The following is a 21,361-nucleotide window of genomic DNA, read 5'->3' on the forward strand; positions in this document are numbered from 1 at the left end:
CATGACAAATAGTAAGAAGCGTACGCTAGATCGCTTAGATGTAAGCATTTTGCGTACTTTGCAAAACGATGGGCGAATTAGTTACGTTGATCTTGCAGAGAAAGTCGGCTTAAGTTCGACGCCCTGCATAGAGCGTGTGAAGCGATTGGAAAAAGAAGGGTATATAGAAGGATACTATGCCCGCTTAAACCCACAGTTGCTTGAATACAATATGTTGGTATTTGTAGAGATATCTCTCTCTTATCAAACACCAGATGCATTCCAGACGTTTAATAAGGCGGTTGAACAGCTGCCTTATATATTGGAGTGCCACCTAGTTTCGGGTGATGCAGACTACCTTCTTAAGGCGCGTATTAATGACATGTCTGAATACCGTGCTTTATTGGGTGATATGCTTTTGACTCTTCCAGGAGTTAAGAACTCTAAGAGTTATATCGTGATGGAAGAGGTAAGAGAAACACTGGAGCTGCCAATTAAGTTTAATGTTAATCGTTAACTTAAGTTTTTCGTAACCTCTTAAAGAAGGTGCAATATCAGTGATCTGATTTGCACCTTTTTTTATGCCGTTTTCTGTGGGTATACGTCCCTGATAGCCCTTCTTGTCTCTGTTTTAGTTTATTTCACTGCAAATATTCAATTAAGCAGTTTTTATCACTGAATATTTTTTTAATTCAAAGCCATTTTCTGGCTTCTTTCTAATATCGTAGTGCGCAGTTCTATTCGTAGCATGGAGGCGGGGGCTGCTGGGCTACTTACCCTTGGCAGGATAAGGTTGTTTGATCTTTGGCCAGGTGTGTATACATCTCCTCTGTATCAAAGAGCCAGGCGAGCACACTAAGCCCCGTCTCGCTGCGAAAAGAATAAGAGCAGGTTGCTGTGTTTAAGAAATCGCTAACGCCTTTGGGAATTAGCGAACTGAAAATTAAAAATAACAGAGCAGTTATTTTCCCTCGTAGAAAAAAACAATATAGAGGAATCATGATGGAAGCATTGACCGGATTTATAAGTGCGGTTAACGGCATCGTTTGGGGTCCAATGATGCTGGTACTAATTTTAGGTGTAGGTTTGTTCCTACAGCTAGGTTTGAGACTAATGCCAATTTTAAAATTGGGCACTGGTTTTAAATTAATGTGGAGCGGCCGAAATACGGCTGAGTCCGAAAAAGGCTCCGGTGAAATCTCACCTTTCCAAGCCTTGATGACAGCAATGTCTGCAACGGTAGGTACTGGTAATATTGCCGGTGTTGCTACAGCTGTATTCCTAGGTGGTCCAGGTGCTCTGTTCTGGATGTGGTGTACTGCACTAGTAGGTATGGCGACTAAGTTCTCTGAGGCTGTATTGGCGGTTAAATACCGTGAGGTTGATGAGAATGGCAACCACGTTGGTGGTCCAATGTACTACATCAAAAATGGCCTAGGTAAAAAATGGGCGTGGATGGGTACAACTTTCGCGGTTTTCGGTACGATCGCAGGCTTCGGTATTGGTAACACAGTTCAATCTAACTCGGTTGCTGATGTTCTTGAAGCAAACTTCCAGATGCCAGCATGGGTGACTGGTGTAATCTTAATGGTACTTACTGCAGCTGTATTGCTGGGTGGTATTAAGCGTATCGGTGCGGTTGCGGGTGCTTTGGTTCCATTGATGGCAATCAGTTACCTTGTCGCAGGTCTAGTTGTTCTGACAATTAACGTTGATGCGATCCCTGCTGCTCTAGATCTTATCTTTACTTATGCATTTACTGAACACGCTGCTGAAGGTGGTTTCGCTGGTGCTGCTGTTTGGGCTGCGATCCAGTTCGGTGTGGCACGTGGTGTATTCTCTAACGAAGCCGGTCTTGGTTCTGCTCCGATTGCTCACGCTGCATCTCAAACTAAGGATCCAGTTCGTCAGGGTCTAATCGCAATGCTAGGTACATTCCTAGATACAATTATCATCTGTTCTATTACTGGTTTGGTTATCATCACTTCGGGTGTATGGACTGACGGTGTATCAGGTGCAGCCCTAACATCTGCCGCTTTCGCTGATGCGTTACCGGGTGTAGGTAACTACATTGTTGCTATCTCTCTAGCGATCTTTGCTTTCACTACAATCCTAGGTTGGAGTGTTTATGGCGAGCGTTGTGCTGAATACCTATTTGGTGTGAAAGTAATTATGCCTTTCCGTATCCTTTGGATCATTGCAGTGCCTGTAGGCACGATGATCAGCTTGGATTTCGTATGGTTATTAGCGGATACGCTAAACGCGATGATGGCTATTCCAAACTTGATTGCTCTGGCGCTATTGAGCCCAGTTGTATTCAAGTTGACTCGCGAATACTTTGAAGCACAAGTCGCTTCATCGTTAGAAACAAAATAAGTCAGGCTCTTTATTTTGTAACTAAAAAGACCGGGCATTGCCCGGTCTTTTGCTTTATAGCGTTTGGCTTTTGCCTTATGGGCGTATACTGTGTGAATAGTTCTATGTAGTAAGTGAGGCCAAGATGGAAAAGAAAGACGGTAAAACCATATATAAAATTATAAAAGCCTCTGGATTAGACGATGCCAAACCTCAAGCTGAGGTAGCGCCTGATACCCAAGTGATCGAAATAGATTTAGAAGAGGTGTTTCTGTACGGGAATCTGGACTTTGTCGATATGCCGCAAGAGCTGCGCGATGCCCTGTATTCGCAAATGGTTTCTAGCGGGATGCTGACGGTGCACTAGTTCTTAAGCTTAAAAAAGGGCCGTTATGAGATGGCCCTTATTGTTCAAGCTGCTTCGTTATCCGCCGAATGGGTAAAGTGTTTTTTCCTCATCGTCTTCATCTTCATCGTTAATCCAACGAAGCGCTTCAAGTAGTTGAGTCATTCTATAGTGGCGCATTTCACCTTGGGTTAGCAGGTCGCCCACTTTGGTCATCCACTCAGTCCATTTAGGATCGCCAACGATCGCAATACGGTAAAAATCGTTAGCGTGTTTCGTGCCGAATTTTAGATCTTCCCATAAAGCACCGGCTTCAAAACCTGAAAAATCTGGAGCAAAAGTAATCAGCAGGCGAACTTCAGGGTGGGTGTTTTTTACATGCTCAAACAGTGGCAAGAATGTTTCGGTGTAATCGCTTGCTGTCAGAGTGTCATTCGCTTGCAGGACGATGATGTCGCCTGTTGTTTCAGGAAGTACATAGAGCATGGAAGATGCCTTATCCGGATCAAAAAAACGGATTATAAAGGCAAATAGGGCTAGAAGGTAACTCCAAGCCCAATTGTGATTATCGTGTCGAAATCATCTTCCTGAAGGTCGTAGGGAAGTTCTAGCAGGGTATGTAAGGTTAAGTTTTTAGAGAGAGGGTGATCGTAGCCAATAATAGGGAGTACCTCTTCGAATTCAAAATCCTTAATTGAATCGTCGTTGCTATATAAGCGCATTGTCGGTGCTTCAAGCTCGAGGTTGAGTTTGCCTTCGCCTAGGCTTCGGCTCCATTTTAGTGTGGGTTCAATCTCGATCTCATAGATATCAAAATCACCATCGAGGTAGTAATCGATCTCCAGTTCAAATCCTGCCTTTAAGCCATTATCAAACGAGGTGTAAAACTTTGGCGTCAGTTCTGCGCTCTCTGTGTTGGTATCTATCGTTCGATCAAATTCATGTACGAGTTTTAACGAGCTGTTTTCGCTCAGTTTCCATTTATATTCCACTTGCCAGGTTAAATTCTTCCCATTATCTAACCCATTCCTTGGAACATATACGTACTCAAGATAAGTACCAAAATTGCCTTCTGTGTATTGCAATAAAGGTTTGTAGGCATAGTGCCCGCTTTGGGCTTCTGGTTGGTATTCGGTAGAAAAACTGGCGTACCAGTCGGCTTGTGTATGTATGGATAAGCCGGTTAGTAGGGTTGTTACCGCAATGAGAACGGAGGATCTAAGCGCACACATATTCTGGAGCCCTCTTTAATGCTTGGCGTTCTTATTTTTAGTTCCGAAAAGAAGGTGCTTAAACCCTAGTGTAGTTGGGATTTATATATTTACGTTATTCATGACCACTGGAATAGAACTCAATTGCAAATAAGGGGTATGGCGGGTAGAGTTGTGCGCTTATTAGGTCGTACATTTGTACAGGCTGAAATTGATGCCCAAATGAGGTCATGGGTAGCAATTTTGTTAGCCCGGGAAGTTGGTGAGCTTATGAGCCAGGATTCAATAGCGATCCCAACACTGCCCCCGCAACGGTAAATTGGTTATATCAGCTTTTATGCCACTGTATCTTGGATATGGGAAGGTAAGTTGATTGAAGGTTAAGTCCTTCGCTGATGAGTCCGGATACCAGCCTAATAATTGTTTACCGTGGTGTTGCGGAGGGCTTCACCGAGTAATTGTTTGGTTTGTCTAAACATACTTATCCTCCCAACTCCGACAATATTTCATGTTGGAGATTTTTTGTGCTTAAAAAATTAGCGTTTTCAGTTGCAGCAGGCGCTGCGCTTTATTCTTCTATTGCATCAGCTCACTTCCAAATGGTTTATACACCAGAATTACTACGTGAGCGTGGCGGTCAGATCAACCTAAAAATGCCCTTTACCCACCCTGCGGAAAGTGGTCATGTGATGCAGGTTGAAGCGCCTGAACAGTTCTATGTAATCAAAAAAGGTAAGAAAACAGAGTTACTAGATTCTGTTAAACCATCTCAGTGGACCAGCGCTGATAATACAGGCACCTCTTTCGAAGCTGATGTGAAACTACGCGGTCTAGGCGACTACGTGTTTGTTCATAAAATGGCGCCTTATTTTGAAGAATCTGAAGATATCTATATTCAACAGATCACAAAATCCATTGTTAATGTGGGTAGCTTGCCAACAGATTGGAATGAAGATTTTGGCTTGAAGGCTGAGATTGTTCCGTTAACTAAGCCTTATGCTATCTATGAAGGTGGAACGTTTACCGGTGTTGTTAAAAGTGAAGGCAAGCCAGTTCCATTCGCAGAAATTGAAGTGGAATACGTAAACTATGAGCCTGATATGAAAGCTAACGCTTTCGCTAAAGAGGCTAATATGGAAGTTCCAGCTGATGCATTTATCACACAAACAATCTTTGCTGACGCGAACGGTACCTTTACCTTTGGTATCCCTAAAGCGGGTCAGTGGGGTTTCTGTGCCTTGGGTGTAGGTTCTGATAAAGAACATAAAGGTAAAGAACTTTCCCAAGATGCTGTAATTTGGGTTCAGGCTCACTCAGTTAAATAATTTAGGTACACCAAGATGCACATTGTAGATGGCGCTTTGTCGGGTTCGGTATTAGCAACGGGTGCTGCTTTGACAGTCGCAGGAGTCGCTTTGGGCTTGAAGAAGATGGATTATGATCATCTTCCTCAAGTAGGCGTACTTTCAGCCGCCTTTTTTATCGCTTCTTATATCCACCTGCCTATTGGTTTCTCCAGTGTGCATTTGATCTTAAATGGATTGATCGGCTTAGCGCTAGGCTGGGCCGCTTTCCCTGCGCTTTTAGTTGCCCTGTTTCTACAGGCTGTATTCTTTGGCTTTGGCGGATTCCTTGTCTTAGGGGTGAACGCGGTCAATATCGCGTTACCTGCGGTGTTGGTGTATTACCTCTGCCGGCATGGAATTGGTTCGCAGTCACCTAAAGTGGCAGCAACGTGGGGTGCTATCGGTGGCGCAGGCTCGATTGTGATAACTACTATCATGGTGGCATTTTCGTTAATGCTTTCGGGCGAGGCTTTCTTGCTCGCAGCTAAAGCGACCTTTGTTGCCCATATTCCGGTCATGATAGTAGAAGGCTTTGTCACTGCGGCAGCTGTGTTACTGATTCGTAAGGTAAAGCCTGAATTCTTTGGTCTCGATGAGGAACGCGCTTATGGCTGATGTATTTTTAGGAGCTTGCCCCGCGAGCGAATCTAGGATGTCTGCCGATTCTCTTTCGGTCAGAAGGCTGACCTCCTACATCTTTCTTCTGCTGATTTTGATACCGGGCTTAGCGCATGCCCATAATGTTGTCGGTGGTGTTTATGCTATTGGCAATACCATTGAAGGCGAAGTCGGTTTTTCTAATGGTGATATGGCCCAAGAGGGTACGGAAATTGTCGTATCTGATGCGGCCGGTAATGAACTCGGTAAGACCGTAACTGATGCTGATGGCTTGTTTGTATTTAGAGCTCAGCAGCGAATTGATCATCATTTCTTTGCCAATCTGAGTGCAGGTCATGTACTTGAAATCTCTCTGCCGGCTGATGAGCTGCCAGATAGCTTACCCGGCGGTAATGTCGTAATGAGCGTTTCGGGCAATAGTGGTGAAACTCCACAGTTCAATGGTGATCAAGCAGCACTGCAGGCGATGATCGAAAAAGCGGTAGCTAAACAGGTTAAACCATTGCGTCAGGAATTGGCTGCCTATAAAGAGAAAGCGGGTCTTCAAGATGTGATGGGTGGTATCGGTTATATCTTTGGGCTTTGTGGTTTAGGTATCTGGTGGCGCCAACGTCAGAAAGAGAAGCAGCAGGAAAAGGAACATGCCTCAGTTTCTTGAGCACAGCGGCACCTCATGGAAGGGGCAGAAGGTTAAGCACGATCAATCGATAATTGATCGTCTTGACCCGCGCATGCGCGTTATCTTAGTGACACTGTTTGCATTTGCGACAGTGCTTTCTCACAACTTCTTTGTTTTAACTACAGCCGTTATCGCTGGTTTTATGTTGGCGGTGCTCGCTCAGTTAAATGTTAAACGTACCCTTCGACGTGTGATCGCGATGGATATGTTTATGATCTTTTTGATCATCCTGCTGCCATTCACCACTCCCGGAGAAACCTGGTTTACCTTGTTTGGTTTATCGGCGAGTAAAGAGGGTTTTTTTCATGCCCTCATGATTCTATTGAAGGCCCATGCTGTGGTATTAGCGCTGCTTGCTTTAGTGGGAACTATCAGTGCTACCACACTAGGACATGCATTAGCGCACCTTAGAGTCCCCGATAAACTTGTACACCTTATGTTGTTCACGGTGCGCTATCTTGAAGTGATCGGGCAGGAGTACAAAAGGATGCGTAGAGCCATGCAGGCACGTGCCTTTGTGCTTCGTACCGATATGCATACTTGGCGTTCGATTGGTTACCTAATTGGCATGTTATTAGTGCATTCTTTAGAGCGCTCTGAGCGAATTATGGATGCGATGAAGTGCCGTGGTTACAAAGGCCAGTTTTACCTGTTTGATGATATGCGCTTGGGCAGTGAAGATTACCGCTTCTTAGCGGTGTTTGTACCTTTTCTTTGCATTCTAACCGGATTGAATTTCTTATGAGTGAACAAAACGCACTAATTAAAGTAACCGGTTTAAGTTATCGCTATCCACGTCGTGGAGTGGTTTTAGATAACGTCGATTTTGTCCTTCATGCAGGTGAAAGGGTCGCATTAACTGGCCCAAATGGTGCGGGTAAAACAACCTTATTGCATCTATTGGTGGGCTTAAAGAAAGCTAAAGCCGGAGAGATCTGGGCCTTTGGCGAAACGCGTAGCGAAGAAAAGCAATTCATCGATGTACGTGCGCGCGCAGGCTTCCTATTCCAAGATCCAGATGATCAACTGTTTTGCCCAACGGTTCTGGAAGATGTCGCGTTTGGTCCACTCAACCTTGGCAAAAGCCGTGAAGAAGCACTAAAGATAGCCAGTGACACTTTAGCTTCGTTAGGTATGGAAGGCTTTGAAGAGCGTATTACTCACCAGCTGTCTGGCGGTGAAAAACGCATGATTACTTTGGCTTCGGTATTAGCCATGGATCCTGAAGTGCTGTTGCTGGATGAGCCGAGTAATGCCTTAGATACCGAGGCACGCCAGAGGTTGATCGACACCTTGCTAGGTTTACCGCAAGCGATGATCATAATCTCCCATGATTCAGATTTTATTACCCAACTGGCAACGCGTGAAGTTCGATTAAAAGATGCAAAACTGAACGCTGTAACGGTTGTTGAGCCGCAGTTGGAAAGCGCTTAATGGAAATTTTTCAGCCCCTTAGTAATCCTGCGTTTCGTTGGCTATTTCTTGGCCAGCTGGTTTCGCTGGTAGGTACAGGGCTGACTACGGTTGCTTTGGCACTGTTGGCATTTGATCTAAATCCTAGTGATGCTGGCTGGGTATTGGGTGTAGCTCTAGCAATCAAAATGGTCGCTTATCTTTGTGTGGCGCCAGTTGTGGGTGGTTATGCCAGCCAGTTACCACGAAAAAGATGGTTGGCTGGGCTGAATATTGGCCGAGCAGCGCTGGTGGCTTTAATGCCATTTTGTCAGGAAGCCTGGCAACTGTTTCTGTTGATGTTTCTGCTAAATGCGATGGCTGCAGGTTACACCCCGGTCTATCAGGCGTTATTGCCAGATGTATTGCCCGATGAAAAAGAATATACCCGAGCGCTATCTTTATCGCGCTTAGCGATGGAGATGGAGAGCTTGTTAAGCCCAGCATTAGCGGCTTTCTTATTAGTATTTACTAGCTATGCCTTGTTGTTCGAGTTGAATGCAGTTGGTTTTGTTATCGCTGCGTTGTTTCTTCTTCTAGCGGTTGTTCCAGCAAATACAGTAAGTGATCGCAGCGGTGGGGTTTGGAAAAAGGTTAGCTTTGGGGTGCGTAGTTATCTTAAAACGCCGCGCTTGCAGGCGGTGTTGTTGCTCAATCTCGCGCTTTCTGCAGCAGGCGCGATGATCATCGTAAACACAGTTGTTTATGTACGTGCAGTATTGGGGTTATCAGAAGAGCAGGTTCCACTATTAATGTTAGCGGCAGGCGTAGGCTCAATGATAGCGGCGTTTATCTTGCCTAAACTGCTTGAGAGTGTTCATGACCGCCCGGTGATGTTTATTGGTGCTGGGCTGTTGGTTATGGCTCTGCTAGCAGGTCTAAGTGGTCCAGGGTATTGGGGATTATTTCCAATCTGGTTTGTGATTGGTGTCGGTACAAGTTTGATCCTTATACCAACCGGGCGAGTAGTCAGAAACTCCTGCCAAGAGAGTGATCGAAACGATTACTTCTCAGCGAATTTCGCCCTGACTCACGGTATGTGGTTGTTAGGTTATCTGCTTGCTGGATGGCTCGGTAGCCGGTTGGGCATGGACGGTGCTTTTCTTGGTTTAGCTGCGCTGGCCGCAGTGGCGTTGATTGCGGCAATGTTGGTGTGGAAGAAAGATGATCAGCATGATCTATGGCATGAGCATCCAGAGATGGACCATCTTCACCCCCATGTACATGATGAGCATCATCAGCACGAACACGAAGGATGGGAGGGGCCAGAGCCACATGTGCATCCCCATTATCATCCGAAGCAGAAGCATAAACACAAGTTCGTCATAGATGAACATCATGCCCACTGGCCTAAGCAATAATCAGATGTGAGTGGCTAGCAGCTAGATTGTAGTCGCTAGAGTGTAGTTGCTAGATTTAGAGACATTTAATAGGTAGCAGAATGAGTAAGCCTCATTTTCCATTTACAGCAGTATGCGGGCAGGCGCAGTTTAAGCTTGCTTTGATACTTACAGCGATCAACCCAGCGATTGGCGGGGTGGTGATTAGTGGGCCTCGCGGTAGTGCTAAATCTACATTGGCGCGTGGTATGGCAGATCTTCTGCCTGATCACCTTCAAGCGGAAGGCGATGAATTAGTCGCGGCTGAGTTCGTGACGCTGCCGTTAGGTGCTAGCGAAGAGATGCTGTTGGGTTCGCTGGATCTAGAGCAGGTGTTGAACGATAAAAAGATGCAGTTCAGCCCTGGTCTATTGAGTAAAGCCCACGGTGGAGTGCTCTATGTCGATGAAGTAAATCTGCTACCTGATAACCTCGTTGATCTATTATTGGATGTTTCTACCTCTGGGGTTAACCGCGTAGAGCGTGATGGTATAAGCCATAGCCACCGCTCAGAGTTTCTATTGGTTGGCACAATGAACCCAGATGAGGGGGAGTTGCGCCCACAGTTACACGATCGCTTTGGTTTCTCGGTAAACCTGAGTAACCAGTATGCGCCGATTGAGCGGGTCGAGATTGTAAAACGTCGCGAGCAATTCGATCGCAACTCTGAAGCCTTTATTGTCGAATATGCAGATCAGCAAACTGAACTGGTTGATCAGATTTTAGCGGCTCGTGAAAAGCTGCAAGCTGTTACTTGTTCTGATGAGCTGCGTTTAGATATAGCTGAGCGATGTGCTCAAGCACAGGTTGATGGCCTACGTGCTGATATTGTTTGGTACCGAGCGGCGTTAACCCATGCGGCGCTGAATCAGCAAGCGGAAGTAACAAAACAGAATATCGATGCAGTTGAAGAGTTAGTTTTAGCGCATCGCCGTAAACTTACGCCTGAGCAAAATCCTCCGCAGCAACCGCCAACCCCGCCAAAGCAAGATCAAAAAGGCTTTAAACGCCCTGACGATAGTCATCGACAACAGTCCGGTGAAGGTGAGTGGGGTGCTATGAAGCCGCAGCAACAGAAGACGGCAGAGAAAACTGCACTAGAGCTTCCCGATCTGATGACTCACAACCATGAGAAGCGGGGCATTAAGCAAACATCAGAACTGAGCAGTCGTCCTGATTGGTTTAAGACTTTAATGAGCAGCCTGCCTAACTGGCCACCCAAGGCGCTGCAGTTTAAGAAGCGGGGCAAGAGTTCAGATCGTTTACATCTGGTCTTGCTGGATACCTCTGCTTCCACTTTGCAGGCACAAGGTTTTGCTTATGCAAAAGCTGCTGTGCTGCAGATTTCTGAGCAAGCGTATCTGAATCGTGAACAGATCGCTCTGTTTGGATTTGGTAATACCGAGGTTAAAAACCTGCTTTCTAGAATTAGAGCACCTAAAGAGCTGCGTAGTTGGTTAGATCAACTCGGTGCCGGTGGTGGCACACCTATGCGCGAAGCTTTTGTTGAAGCGCGAACCTATCTACAGCAGCTGCGCAAACAACAGCCAGAGCTTGATGTTGCAATCTATGTTTTAAGCGATGGTCGCAGCAGTAGCTCTTTAAATGGCATTGATTTAGGTGGCGATTTGATTTGGATCGATACTGAACTCAGCCAAGTGAAACGCGGCAAAGGCCGTCGTTTCGCCCATGAATTAAATGCAACTTACCTATCTTTATCTGGAGCATAAGAACCCGATATGAAAACGCATCAGGAACGCATGGCGAAAAAGAAAGAGGTGATCGATAAGCGTATCGCCCAAGCCACTGAAGAGCGCGGTGTACTTATCTTGCTAAAAGGTAACGGTAAAGGTAAGAGTAGCTCTGCGTTTGGCACTATGGCACGTTGTGTCGGTCATGGTAAAAAAGCGGCGGTTATCCAGTTTGTGAAAGGTCGTACTGAGACCGGCGAATATAAGCTGTTCCGTGATCATGAGTTGATCGACTGGAATGTCATGGGCCATGGCTTTACCTGGGAAACGCAGGATAAAACTCAAGATATTGAGGCGGCCAAAAAAGCTTGGGCCCTAGCCGAGCAATACCTTAAAGACGATAGCTACGAGATGCTGGTATTTGATGAGCTGAGCTATATGTTCAAATACAAATATCTGCCACTAGAACCAGTTATCGAAGCTTTACAGAATCGTCCGAAGAATCAGAACGTCATGATTACCGGTCGTGTAATGCCTGAAGGTCTAGAAGAGATCGCTGATACGATCAGCAGTATTCGCGATGAACGCCATGCATTCCGTCTTGGAGTCAAAGCGCAGGCTGGGATCGAATTCTAATGGCTGAACAGCAATCTGTACTTTGCCCCGCGCTGTTTCTAACAGCACCGAGTTCGGGTGAAGGTAAAACCACGATCACAGCAGCACTGGCACGTTATTTCCGTGATCAGGGCAAAGTGGTTCGTGTCTTCAAAACTGGCCCTGATTACCTCGATCCGCAGATCTTAGCGCAGGCGAGCGGTCAGGATGTCGAGCAGTTAGATCTGTGGATGGCTGGCGAAAACTACTGCCAACAAAAGCTCTATGAAGCAGCAAAAACAGCCGATCTTATTTTGGTTGAAGGCGCTATGGGCATGTTTGATGGTGAACCTTCCAGTGCCGATTTAGCCGCGCGTTTTAATATCCCTGTTGCCATCGTTATGAATGTAAAAGGGATGGCTCAGACTGCTGCAGCAATTGCGATGGGTTTAGCTAACTATCGTTCTGATATTTCGGTTGCAGGTCTTATTGCCAATAACTGTGGCACAGAGCGCCATGCTCAATTGATCCGTGATGCACTGCCTGAATCTTTGCCTCTGCTAGCTACATTGGCGCGTGACCCAGAGGTTGCCTTACCGGAACGTCATTTAGGCTTAGTGCAGGCCACAGAAGTTTATGACGAGCTAGAGCAACGTTTTGGTTTGGGTGCCGAGTGGATCAAAGGCCCATTAGAGACAGTTAATCAGATTACTGACCTGCCTGAGCCGGTAGAGTTTTTTAGTGCAGAGTTGCTCGAGGTTGAACCGCTGCTGGAAGGTAAGCGTATAGCGATCGCTAGGGATGAAGCGTTCAGTTTTATCTACGATGCTAATTTGCGTTTACTAGAGCAGATGGGAGCGGAGCTTAAGTTTTTCTCACCACTACATGATTCTGAACTGCCCGAAGCTGATAGCTTATGGTTACCGGGTGGATATCCGGAGCTGCATGCACAGGCACTATCGGACAATCAAACTATGCAGGCGCAGATCCGTGAGTTCCACTCTGCAAGTAAACCTATTTTGGCTGAATGTGGCGGCTTCCTCTACTGCCTTGAAGATCTTACCGATCTAAAAGATAACTGCCGTCCGATGGCTGGGATTCTAAAAGGCCATGGAGCTATGCGAGGTAAACGCGGTTGCCAAGGTATGCAAACGGCGATGCTACCTGAAGGTGAAGTTCAGGCGCATGCTCATCACCGTTCGCGTAGTTCTGATACACCGGAACCAGTAGGTCATGGCCGTCGTCAGCGTCATCCAGCACCGGGCGAAGCGATCTATCGAGAGAAAGGACTGACCGCGAGTTATCTACACCTGTTTTTTGCATCTAACCCAGAAGCGATCGCTGCGATCTTTAGCGGTAATTTGGAAGGTTAGAGGAAACTAGATCCTGCGGTATCTATTTGAGGCCGCAGCGAAGGAATTAAATATGTGGCCTGAGAGTAGCGAAAATCAACAGCCAGAGTTGCGCAGCGGTTTAACCACCGGTTGCTGTGCGACTGCGTGTTGTGTGGCTGCTTCACAGGCCTTGTTGGCAGGTAAAGAGCCGGAAAACGTTGAGGTCTTGTTGCCTCGCGGGCAGTTGGTAGAGCTGGAGATCATCGCTTATCAACAACTAGAAGATGAGCAAGGTATTCGCACCGCAACCATTAAAGATGCCGGTGATGATCCTGATGTCACCCATGGTGCCACTGTCTTTGTCGAACTACGGCTGACTAAAGAACCGGGTGTAGTATTTAAACCCGCCGCTGGTGTGGGCACGGTGACGCGCGAAGGTTTAGTGCTCGACGTGGGGGAGCCAGCGATTAATCCTGTACCACGCAAGATGATGACCGAGCATCTACAAAAAGCCGCTGATGTTTATGGCTACGAAGGTGGTTTTGAGGTTGCTGTAGGTGTGGAAAAGGGCGAACAGATTGCCCTTAAAACCATGAATCCACGCCTTGGAATTATCGGTGGTTTATCGATTTTAGGGACAACTGGCATTGTCCGGCCATACTCGTGTGCTGCTTATATCGCATCGATCCGCCAAGGGGTGGATGTTGCCAAAGCCAATGGAACTAAGCACTTGGCAGCAACGACGGGCAGTACCAGTGAAGCTACGATCAAAGCGCACTACAACTTGGATGATATGGCCCTGATTGAGATGGGCGACTTTGTTGGCGCTTTACTTAAGCATCTACGTAAAGAGCCTGTAGAGAAGCTCAGTATTTGTGGCGGCTTTGGCAAGATGACCAAACTGGCGAACGGTCATATGGATCTGAATAGCCGCAGCTCCAGCATCGATTTTCAACATATGGCGATGTTGGCTGAGAAGTTGGGTGCTAATGCGCCGTTGTTGGAGAAGATCCACAACGCTAATACCAGTATGGAAGTACTTAAACTGTGTCAGGAAGCCGAGATCGATCTGGCACAAGCGGTTTGCACTCAAGCCTTGCTGGTTGCAGAAGAGGTTGTGCATAAAACTCAATCTCAAGTAGAGATCGAAGTGTGGGCCACGGATCGAAAAGGCAACTTTGTGGGACACGCTCAAGGCAAAGCTGCTAACCGAAATACATCGGGTAGCCTGAATGGAGAGCAGCAGTGAATATCCTGATTCTCGGGGGCACCTCAGATGCGCGCAAAGTGGTTAAAGGCCTAGATCAGCAAGGACTATTAGGTGATAACCGCGTGATTTATAGCGTGGCTGGCTTAGTGAGAATTCCGCAGTTGCCTTGCGAAGTGATCTCTGGTGGTTTTAGCCAATACGGTGGACTGGATACTTATCTAAAAGAGGAGCAGATCGATCTTCTTCTAGATGTGACCCATCCCTTTGCGGAAACGATGAGCACTACTGCGGTGAATGCTGCTAAACAGCTTAGTATCCCTTGTTGGCGTTTCCATCGCGAAGCGTGGCAAGCGCAGCAGGACGATAAGTGGCAAAGTTTTGCTGATATGCAATCACTGATTGCGGCAGCAGAAAACTATAAGTCAGTGCTTTTGACGGCGGGGCAGTTATCTCAAGCGGTGATCGATCAGTTTGGTGTTTATGCACAACGTAATGGTCAGAATCAGGTGTTTCGCACAGCTGCACCTGCGCAAGCTGAATTACCGGAAAACATGCAATGGTTAAAAGCGATTGGGCCGTTTAATCATCAGGATGAAAAGGCACTTTTAGCAAAGCATCAGATTGATCTGTTGATCAGTAAAAACAGTGGTGGCGCCGCAACAGAAGCAAAGTTGAGTGCTGCTAGAGAGCTGGGCGTAGATGTGTTTATGTTAGAGCGCCCAGAACTTCCTGAAGCGGATCGGATATTCCGAGAGATAGACGGCTGTGTAGAAGCCGTTAGAACACTAGTTAACGAGTCTAGATGATAGTAGGTAAGAAACAGCGTGGCGTTTGAGTACGAAATAAATCCACAGGCGATAGAGAAAGATAGCTTTCGACAGATTCGCGAGCTTACTGAGCTAAGCCACTTCGATCGTGAGCAGCAGCAGGTTGTGATGCGTATTGTGCATAGCTTAGGTATGCCGGAGTTAGCGGAACAGGTGCGTTTCAGTAAAAATGCTTGTGAAAAAGGTATGGCTGCGCTGTCTCAGGAGTGCGAAATCCTCTGTGATGTGGAGATGGTGCGTCAGGGAATAACTAAACGCATGATTCAGCGTTTACCTAGCTGTTATCTGAATGACCCACGTACTGCAGAACTGGCAAAAAAAACGGGTGAGACCCGTTCTATGGCGGCGGTAGAGCTATGGCGTGATTCTTTGGCCGGTAGTGTCGTGGTGATTGGCAATGCGCCTACTGCATTGTTTCGTTTGTTAGAGATGATCGAAAAGGGCGCAGAAAAACCTGCGTTGATTATCGGTATGCCGGTGGGTTTTGTCGGTGCTGCTGAGTCCAAACAAGCATTGTGGGATGTTCACGAGCAACTGGGCATTGAATGTATAACGCTGCTCGGCCGTCAGGGTGGTAGTGCTGTATCAGCCGCCAGTTGTAATGCCCTGCTACGCTGTAATCGTGGGGAGTTTTACTGATGATCCATGTAGTTGGTTTAGGTGTTTCTCATCTGGCTGAGCTCTCTTCGGATGCGCAGCAGGCTTTAGCACAGGTTGATCTGGTGATTGGTTCTGAGCGTCAGTTGGCGACCATCAAAGCGCTGTTGCCATCAGATAAAGCTACCACGAAACTGCCAAAACTAGCTGAGTTAAAGCCGATGGTTGAGGGTGCTGTTGCTGAAAACAGATCAGTGATGATTCTCGCTTCAGGTGACCCTCTGTTTTATGGCATCGGTCGTTGGTTTAGTCGCTATTTTGCCCAGCCTGATTTGAGATTCTATCCAGCCGTTTCGAGCTTGCAGATGGCCTGCCACCGTTTAGGTCTGGCCCTGCAGGATCTAGAGGTATTAAGCCTGCATGGTCGTCCAGTTGAAAAGCTAAAAACGCGCTTACGTCAGAACCAGTCGTTGCTGATCCTGACGGACAGTAAAAGTTATCCTCAGGTGCTTGCTCAACACTGTGTTGAGTCAGGTTTTCCACAAGCACAGCTGACCGTATTGGAAACCTTAGGTTATCCAGACGAGCAGATTCGCAGTTTCTCTGCATCAGAGTTACTGGAAGCAGATCATGAGTTTGATCCACTGCATCTGACCCTTATCGAACCGGGTTCAAACCAAGGTTACCTACCTGAGTTTCCGGGTATTCCTGATCAGCACTTTATTACTGATGCTGACAAACCGGGTAAAGGGATGATCAGTAAACGCGAGGTTAGACTTACGATTCTCTCGTTGATGCAGTTAAGCCGTGATGATCAGGTTTGGGATATAGGAGCGGGTTGTGGTGGCGTAGCTGTTGAGCTTGCTTATTGGCAGCCGCTAGCGACCGTGAATGCGATAGAGCATCACCCAGATCGCCTAAGTTGCTTAGAAGCGAACCGCCAGCGTTTTGGCGTGGTCAGCAATCTTAAAATTGTTGAAGGGCGCGCGCCTGAAGCATTGGAAGGGTTAGCTTCGCCAAACAAAGTGTTTATTGGTGGTAGCGGTGGCGAACTGCCGCAGTTGCTAGCCCGAGTATGGGCTCTATTGCCTACCGGTGGTGTACTGGTGGCCAGTGCGGTCACTGAAAATACCAAACAGCTATTGATGCAGTTCTGGCAAGAACGCTCGTTAGCCGAAGATAGCCAATTGGAAACCACCCAAGTGGCCATCAGTCGTGGTGAAACCTTAGCTGGTCAGTTGATGTATCGACCGAATTTACCGGTTAATTTGTTTAAGTTTGTAAAAATTGGAGCTTCGGTATGAATCTGGTTAAAGGCCGTTTTATAGGTGTTGGCGTTGGCCCAGGCGATCCCGAACTTCTGACGGTTAAAGCGTGGCGTTTGATCCAGAGCGCTGATGTGATCAGCTATCTGGTAAATGATAAAGGCGAATCGCAAGCGAAGAACATCGCGTCCGATGCCATCTATTCAGCGACAACAGCGCAATCGGGTATTCCGATCTATATGCCGATGTCGACGGATCGCAATAAAGCGAATGAGGCTTATGATCAAGGTGCGGCGGCCATTGCTGAACAGCTAGAGCAGGGCTTAGATGTGATCTTCCTCTGTGAAGGTGATCCACTGTTCTTTGGCTCATTCAGTTATCTATTGGAACGACTACAAGATCGTTTTACCTGCGAAGTTGTACCGGGAATTACCTCGGTGAATGCCGCCGCAGCCACTCTGGTTCATCCTCTGACCATGCTGAAAGAGATGTTTTGCGTAGTGAGTGGTCGCCATACTGATGAACAGATTCTTGCCGCGCTTAAACAAAATGATTCGTTGGTGATTATGAAAGCGGGTCAGGCTCGCCCTCGTTTACTTAAATTGCTGACCGAGAGCGGACGAACAGAAGATGCCCAGTATTTGGAATATATCGGCCGTGATAATCAACGGATTGTGAACGATATTAGTGAGCTGGAAGCAGAAGCGGGCCCTTATTTTTCGTTGTTTGTGATTACCCGTAGTCAGAGGAATAGCCGATGAATTATCTAGCCGATACGGCATCGCCCACAGGGTGGGCTCCTACAAGTTCATTGGATGCTAATGTAGGAGGCCAGCCCCTGGCCGAGACTTGGCTAGTCGGTTTTTCGTTATGACAAAGATTATTGCGCTGACTGAAGCGGGCAAAAGCCTCGCTGAGCGTCTCAGGTCCTTGATTGAAGCGTACGTGGTGTTTAAACCGCAACCTTTTGCGGAGCAAGTTCAGGGCTTTTTTAAAAACGGTGATCGACTGATCTTTATCTGTGCCACTGGCATTGTTATGCGCAGTTTAGCGCCGGTGCTACAGGATAAATATCAAGACCCGCCGGTACTGGTGATTGATGAGCAAGGACAGTTTGTAATTCCGTTGTTATCAGGTCACGAAGGTGGCGCCAATAACTGGGCTTTAGAAATCTCGAAGTTGTTAAATGCCCAGCCGGTGATTACCACTGCTAACGGCTACCTCAATCCAGTTTATAGCGTTGGCATGGGCTGCGAACGAGGTTGCCCTGTGGATGAATTAGAACGGTTGTTGCTGGAATGTCTGCAACAGTCGGGTTTGAGCTTAGATCAGGTCAGTTCTATCAGCAGTATCGATATCAAAGCAGATGAGGTTGGCTTAATTGAGTTGGCTGAAAAGCTCGATAAGCCTTATCAGACTTGGGATAAAAACCAGTTATCTGAGATGGAGCCATTACTGAGCACTCGATCTGAGTATGTGTTCAACACAGTAGGTGTTTATGGCGTAGCTGAATCAGCAGCCTTGTTGAGTGCCAAGCAGCAGACTGGGCAACAGCCTGAGCTGGTCTTGAATAAACAGAAAACGAAGAAAGCTACCTGTGCAATTGCCAGAAGCTATTCAGGCAAATAGCCGAATAAAGAGAATTTAATGTCAAAACTATTTGTAGTGGGCACAGGCCCGGGTGATGCGCAGCTTGTAGCGCCAAAAGCTTTGGAAGCGATCAAAGCAAGCTCCGATCTAGTCGCGTACGGTCTATATCTAGATCTGTTGGGTGATGTTTGTGATAACAAACAGCACCATGATCTGCCTTTAGGCGAAGAGATCGGTCGCGCGCGTTTAGCTTTAGATCTGGCGGCAAGCGGTAAAACAACCGCACTGATCTCCAGTGGCGATATCGGTATCTATGCCATGGCGACATTGGTATTTGAGCTGCTGGATCAACAGCTACAGGGCAAAGAAGATCATCTTGAATGGCTAGATGTAGATATCGAAGTGATCCCAGGTATCTCGGCAATGCAGGCGGGTGCCAGCCGTGTTGGTGCAATGTTGGGCCATGACTTCTGTACGGTATCGCTTTCTGATCTGTTAACCCCTTGGGAAACGATCGAGAAACGTATTCACAGTGCGGGTACGGGGGATTTTGTAATCTCTTTCTACAACCCCGTATCTAAAAAGCGCGATTGGCAGCTGAATCATGCCCGCGACATCTTGCTGCAGTATCGCCCTGCGGAAACGCCCGTGCTACTAGGCCGTCAGTTAACTCGTGAAGATGAATCGATCCGTATTATTACCTTAGGTGAGCTGGATGCTAAAGATGTGGATATGTTCACACTTGTAAGCGTAGGTAACAGCGAATCTCGCCATATCGTCAATGGCTCGAAAGAGTGGGTTTATACGCCCCGCGGTTACTCGAAGAAGTTGTAACTAGGTTTGGTGAATTAGATTTGTGGGAGGCGCATCTTGCGCCGAAATTTCGCGGCTGGAAGCCGCTCCCACAGACAAAACTTCCTATTATTGGATTTAATTATGACAGTCTACTTTATAGGCGCAGGTCCGGGTGATCCTGAGCTAATGACTCTTAAAGGGCATCGCGTATTACAGGAGTGCCCAGTGGTGCTTTATGCCGGTTCTCTGATTCCTCGTGAAGTACTGGAAGCGGTTGAGGGTAAGGCGGAAAAGATCATCGATACCGCGACCATCGATCTGGATCAGATTACCGATCATATTATTCAAGCGCATAAAGAGGGTAAGGATGTTGCTCGCCTACAGTGTGGTGATCCATCACTCTACGGTGCAATTGGCGAACAGATCCGCCGTCTAGAAGCGGAAGGAATCGATTATGAAGTGATTCCAGGTGTGAGTGCGGTCGCAGCTTCTGCGGCTTACTTGAAGAAAGAGCTAACGCTTTCAGGTGTGTCCCAAACGATCATTATGACTCGCTATGAAGGTAAAACGCCGTTTCCTGAACGTGAGCGTTTACCTCAGCTAGCGCAAAGCGGTGCAACCTTGGCGATCCATCTGGGTGTCACCCGTATCCATAAGATTGTTGAAGAGCTGATCCCGCATTATGGCGAAGATTGTCCGGTAGCGGTGTGCTATCGCAGTTCTTGGCCAGACCAGGACAAAGTAACCGGAACTTTGGGTGATATTGTCGCTAAAGTTCGCGAAAAGGGTTTTACCCGTACTTCTTTGATTCTGGTCGGTCATGTATTAGATACCGAAGATTTTGCCGATTCTTATCTGTACGACAAGGATCAGGCGCACGTATTCCGCAAGAAAGAACACAAAGCAAAACTTGTAAAAGAGACAACAGAGTAACAGTTATGCAGCTTAATAAGATTCCAACAACGGTAGTAACAGGCTTTTTGGGTAGCGGTAAAACGACGCTACTTTCTAGTGTTTTAAAACAAGCGGCGGGCAAACGTATCGCCGTGATTGTAAATGAGTTTGGTGAGTTAGATATCGATTCTGACCTACTTCGTAGTTGCCCGCTCGATTGTGAAGATGAATCAGCGGCAACAGCGAATGATCAGAACGGATTTTACGAACTAGCCAACGGCTGTATCTGTTGCACAGTAGAAGAAGAGTTCCTACCAGTCATGCAGCAGTTGGTTGAGCGTCGTGAAGATATCGATCACATCTTGATTGAGACTAGTGGCCTAGCGCTGCCTAAGCCACTGGTTCAGGCATTCAACTGGCCGGGTATTAAAGAGTACTGCACCGTTGATGCGGTCATCACGGTAATCGATGGTCCAGCGGTTGCGGCAGGTCGTTTTGCCAATGATGAAGATAAAGTCCAAGAACAGCGTCTAGCGGATGAGAGCTTAGATCACGATCCAAGCCTTAAAGAGTTGTTAGATGATCAGTTAAGCGCAGCAGATCTAGTCGTTGTAAGTAAAAACGATCTGCTTGAAGGTGATCAACGCAGCCAAGTTGAAGCAACGATTTCTGCCAAAGTACCTGCGGAAGTAAAGACCTCTTACATTAGCAACGGTGAAGCGGATCTTGAGATGTTGATGGGTCTCGATTGCGCTACAGAAGAGCGCATCGAAGCGGTGCATAACCACCACGATCATCACCACGATCACGGCCACGATCACGACCATGCCCACGATCACTTTGACTCTTTTGTTATCTCTATCGGTGAAGTGGATAGCGATAAGCTGCAAGCTATTCTTAAAGGTCTGCTAAGCGACTTTAATATCTTCCGTGCTAAAGGTTTTGCCGCACTTCCGGGAAAGCCGATGCGTCAGGTAATGCAGGCGGTAGGTAAGCGTTTGGATGTGTACTTCGATCGCCCTTGGGGCAACGATGAGCCGAAAACACAGTTGGTATTTATCGGTAAAGGTATTGACGAAGCAACCATCAAAGCCGCGCTTGAAGAAGCTTTGGTTTAAGCCTTTAGGAGTTTAGAGAGCCTAACCACTAGCAGCTGCGCAGCAGCGTTCTAGTAGCGAAGCGTTCTCGTCACTGTTTTT

At 47.1% G+C, this 21,361-nt stretch carries 23 protein-coding genes and 1 riboswitch; of the genes, 21 read left to right on the top strand and 2 right to left on the bottom strand.

From position 1 onward, the window contains the following. Position 1 precedes the first annotated feature (1 nt). From ACMXYX_RS05095 to ACMXYX_RS05105, 3 genes are all read left to right on the top strand, one after another. Positions 2-496 carry an Lrp/AsnC ligand binding domain-containing protein gene (locus ACMXYX_RS05095; RefSeq protein ID WP_415883856.1) on the top strand — a complete coding sequence of 165 codons (495 nt, stop codon included), beginning with the start codon at positions 2-4 and terminating at the stop codon, positions 494-496. A gap of 485 nt (positions 497-981) precedes the next feature. Beyond that, on the top strand, positions 982-2,355 hold the full coding sequence (locus tag ACMXYX_RS05100) for an alanine/glycine:cation symporter family protein (protein WP_415884641.1): 1,374 nt from the start codon (positions 982-984) through the stop codon (positions 2,353-2,355). Positions 2,356-2,479: 124 nt separating this feature from the next. After that, the gene (locus ACMXYX_RS05105; RefSeq protein ID WP_415883857.1) at positions 2,480-2,701 is read left to right on the top strand and encodes a hypothetical protein; all 222 of its coding nucleotides are present in this window, start codon (positions 2,480-2,482) and stop codon (positions 2,699-2,701) included. Between the two features lie 57 nt (positions 2,702-2,758). Here the strand turns inward: ACMXYX_RS05105 and ACMXYX_RS05110 are convergent, their stop codons facing one another. Next, a complete protein-coding gene (locus ACMXYX_RS05110; protein ID WP_415897798.1) occupies positions 2,759-3,166 on the bottom strand; it encodes an STAS/SEC14 domain-containing protein in 408 nt (135 codons plus the stop codon). Positions 3,167-3,216: 50 nt separating this feature from the next. After that, positions 3,217-3,912, bottom strand: a complete 696-nt coding sequence (locus ACMXYX_RS05115; RefSeq protein ID WP_415897799.1) for a hypothetical protein — start codon at positions 3,910-3,912, stop codon at positions 3,217-3,219. A gap of 187 nt (positions 3,913-4,099) precedes the next feature. After that, a riboswitch (cobalamin riboswitch) is annotated at positions 4,100-4,323 on the top strand. Positions 4,324-4,415: 92 nt separating this feature from the next. On the opposite strand from ACMXYX_RS05115, the gene ACMXYX_RS05120 reads away from it, so the two are divergent. The 18 genes from ACMXYX_RS05120 to cobW all read left to right on the top strand — a co-directional run bounded on the left by ACMXYX_RS05120 (position 4,416) and on the right by cobW (position 21,280). Further along, entirely contained in the window at positions 4,416-5,216 is an 801-nt protein-coding gene (locus ACMXYX_RS05120) for a DUF4198 domain-containing protein (RefSeq protein WP_415897800.1), read from the top strand. A gap of 15 nt (positions 5,217-5,231) precedes the next feature. Then, entirely contained in the window at positions 5,232-5,852 is a 621-nt protein-coding gene (gene cbiM, locus ACMXYX_RS05125) for a cobalt transporter CbiM (protein ID WP_415883861.1), read from the top strand. Further along, positions 5,845-6,513 (top strand): hypothetical protein, encoded by a 669-nt coding sequence (locus ACMXYX_RS05130; protein WP_415897801.1) that lies wholly within the window; start codon positions 5,845-5,847, stop codon positions 6,511-6,513. The genes cbiM and ACMXYX_RS05130 overlap by 8 nt, the downstream gene beginning before the upstream one ends. Then, positions 6,497-7,279: a cobalt ECF transporter T component CbiQ gene (gene cbiQ, locus ACMXYX_RS05135; protein WP_415897802.1), complete on the top strand. Its 783-nt coding sequence runs from the start codon at positions 6,497-6,499 to the stop codon at positions 7,277-7,279. The genes ACMXYX_RS05130 and cbiQ overlap by 17 nt, the downstream gene beginning before the upstream one ends. Beyond that, positions 7,276-7,968 carry an energy-coupling factor ABC transporter ATP-binding protein gene (locus ACMXYX_RS05140; protein ID WP_415906568.1) on the top strand — a complete coding sequence of 231 codons (693 nt, stop codon included), beginning with the start codon at positions 7,276-7,278 and terminating at the stop codon, positions 7,966-7,968. The genes cbiQ and ACMXYX_RS05140 overlap by 4 nt, the downstream gene beginning before the upstream one ends. Further along, complete coding sequence (locus ACMXYX_RS05145; RefSeq protein WP_415906569.1) at positions 7,968-9,347, top strand: MFS transporter; 1,380 nt, start codon at positions 7,968-7,970, stop codon at positions 9,345-9,347. Before ACMXYX_RS05140 ends, ACMXYX_RS05145 begins: the two co-directional genes overlap by 1 nt. An 80-nt stretch (positions 9,348-9,427) precedes the next feature. Next, complete coding sequence (locus ACMXYX_RS05150; RefSeq protein WP_415906570.1) at positions 9,428-11,095, top strand: ATP-binding protein; 1,668 nt, start codon at positions 9,428-9,430, stop codon at positions 11,093-11,095. Between the two features lie 9 nt (positions 11,096-11,104). Further along, complete coding sequence (cobO, locus tag ACMXYX_RS05155; protein ID WP_415883867.1) at positions 11,105-11,692, top strand: cob(I)yrinic acid a,c-diamide adenosyltransferase; 588 nt, start codon at positions 11,105-11,107, stop codon at positions 11,690-11,692. Next, on the top strand, positions 11,692-13,023 hold the full coding sequence (locus ACMXYX_RS05160; protein WP_415906571.1) for a cobyrinate a,c-diamide synthase: 1,332 nt from the start codon (positions 11,692-11,694) through the stop codon (positions 13,021-13,023). The genes cobO and ACMXYX_RS05160 overlap by 1 nt, the downstream gene beginning before the upstream one ends. Before the next feature lie 52 nt (positions 13,024-13,075). Next, the gene (locus tag ACMXYX_RS05165) at positions 13,076-14,233 is read left to right on the top strand and encodes a cobalt-precorrin-5B (C(1))-methyltransferase (RefSeq protein WP_415906572.1); all 1,158 of its coding nucleotides are present in this window, start codon (positions 13,076-13,078) and stop codon (positions 14,231-14,233) included. Beyond that, positions 14,230-15,000 carry a precorrin-6A/cobalt-precorrin-6A reductase gene (locus ACMXYX_RS05170; protein WP_415906573.1) on the top strand — a complete coding sequence of 257 codons (771 nt, stop codon included), beginning with the start codon at positions 14,230-14,232 and terminating at the stop codon, positions 14,998-15,000. The genes ACMXYX_RS05165 and ACMXYX_RS05170 overlap by 4 nt, the downstream gene beginning before the upstream one ends. Before the next feature lie 18 nt (positions 15,001-15,018). Then, complete coding sequence (locus ACMXYX_RS05175) at positions 15,019-15,660, top strand: precorrin-8X methylmutase (RefSeq protein WP_415906574.1); 642 nt, start codon at positions 15,019-15,021, stop codon at positions 15,658-15,660. Next, the gene (gene cbiE, locus ACMXYX_RS05180) at positions 15,660-16,922 is read left to right on the top strand and encodes a precorrin-6y C5,15-methyltransferase (decarboxylating) subunit CbiE (RefSeq protein ID WP_415906575.1); all 1,263 of its coding nucleotides are present in this window, start codon (positions 15,660-15,662) and stop codon (positions 16,920-16,922) included. Before ACMXYX_RS05175 ends, cbiE begins: the two co-directional genes overlap by 1 nt. Then, positions 16,919-17,644, top strand: coding sequence for a precorrin-2 C(20)-methyltransferase (gene cobI / locus ACMXYX_RS05185; protein WP_415897811.1), 726 nt, complete (start codon positions 16,919-16,921; stop codon positions 17,642-17,644). The genes cbiE and cobI overlap by 4 nt, the downstream gene beginning before the upstream one ends. A gap of 109 nt (positions 17,645-17,753) precedes the next feature. Next, on the top strand, positions 17,754-18,512 hold the full coding sequence (locus ACMXYX_RS05190) for a cobalt-precorrin 5A hydrolase (protein WP_415906576.1): 759 nt from the start codon (positions 17,754-17,756) through the stop codon (positions 18,510-18,512). Between the two features lie 18 nt (positions 18,513-18,530). Further along, positions 18,531-19,307: a precorrin-3B C(17)-methyltransferase gene (gene cobJ, locus ACMXYX_RS05195; RefSeq protein WP_415906577.1), complete on the top strand. Its 777-nt coding sequence runs from the start codon at positions 18,531-18,533 to the stop codon at positions 19,305-19,307. 102 nt (positions 19,308-19,409) lie between these two features. Next, positions 19,410-20,201, top strand: a complete 792-nt coding sequence (gene cobM / locus ACMXYX_RS05200) for a precorrin-4 C(11)-methyltransferase (protein WP_415885334.1) — start codon at positions 19,410-19,412, stop codon at positions 20,199-20,201. A 5-nt stretch (positions 20,202-20,206) separates the two neighbouring features. Continuing rightward, entirely contained in the window at positions 20,207-21,280 is a 1,074-nt protein-coding gene (cobW, locus tag ACMXYX_RS05205) for a cobalamin biosynthesis protein CobW (RefSeq protein WP_415906578.1), read from the top strand. The last annotated feature ends 81 nt before the right edge of the window (positions 21,281-21,361 follow it).

The sequence above is a fragment of the Neptuniibacter sp. QD72_48 genome (genome assembly GCF_047778065.1).
In the GTDB taxonomy this organism is placed as follows: Bacteria; Pseudomonadota; Gammaproteobacteria; order Pseudomonadales; family Balneatricaceae; genus Neptuniibacter.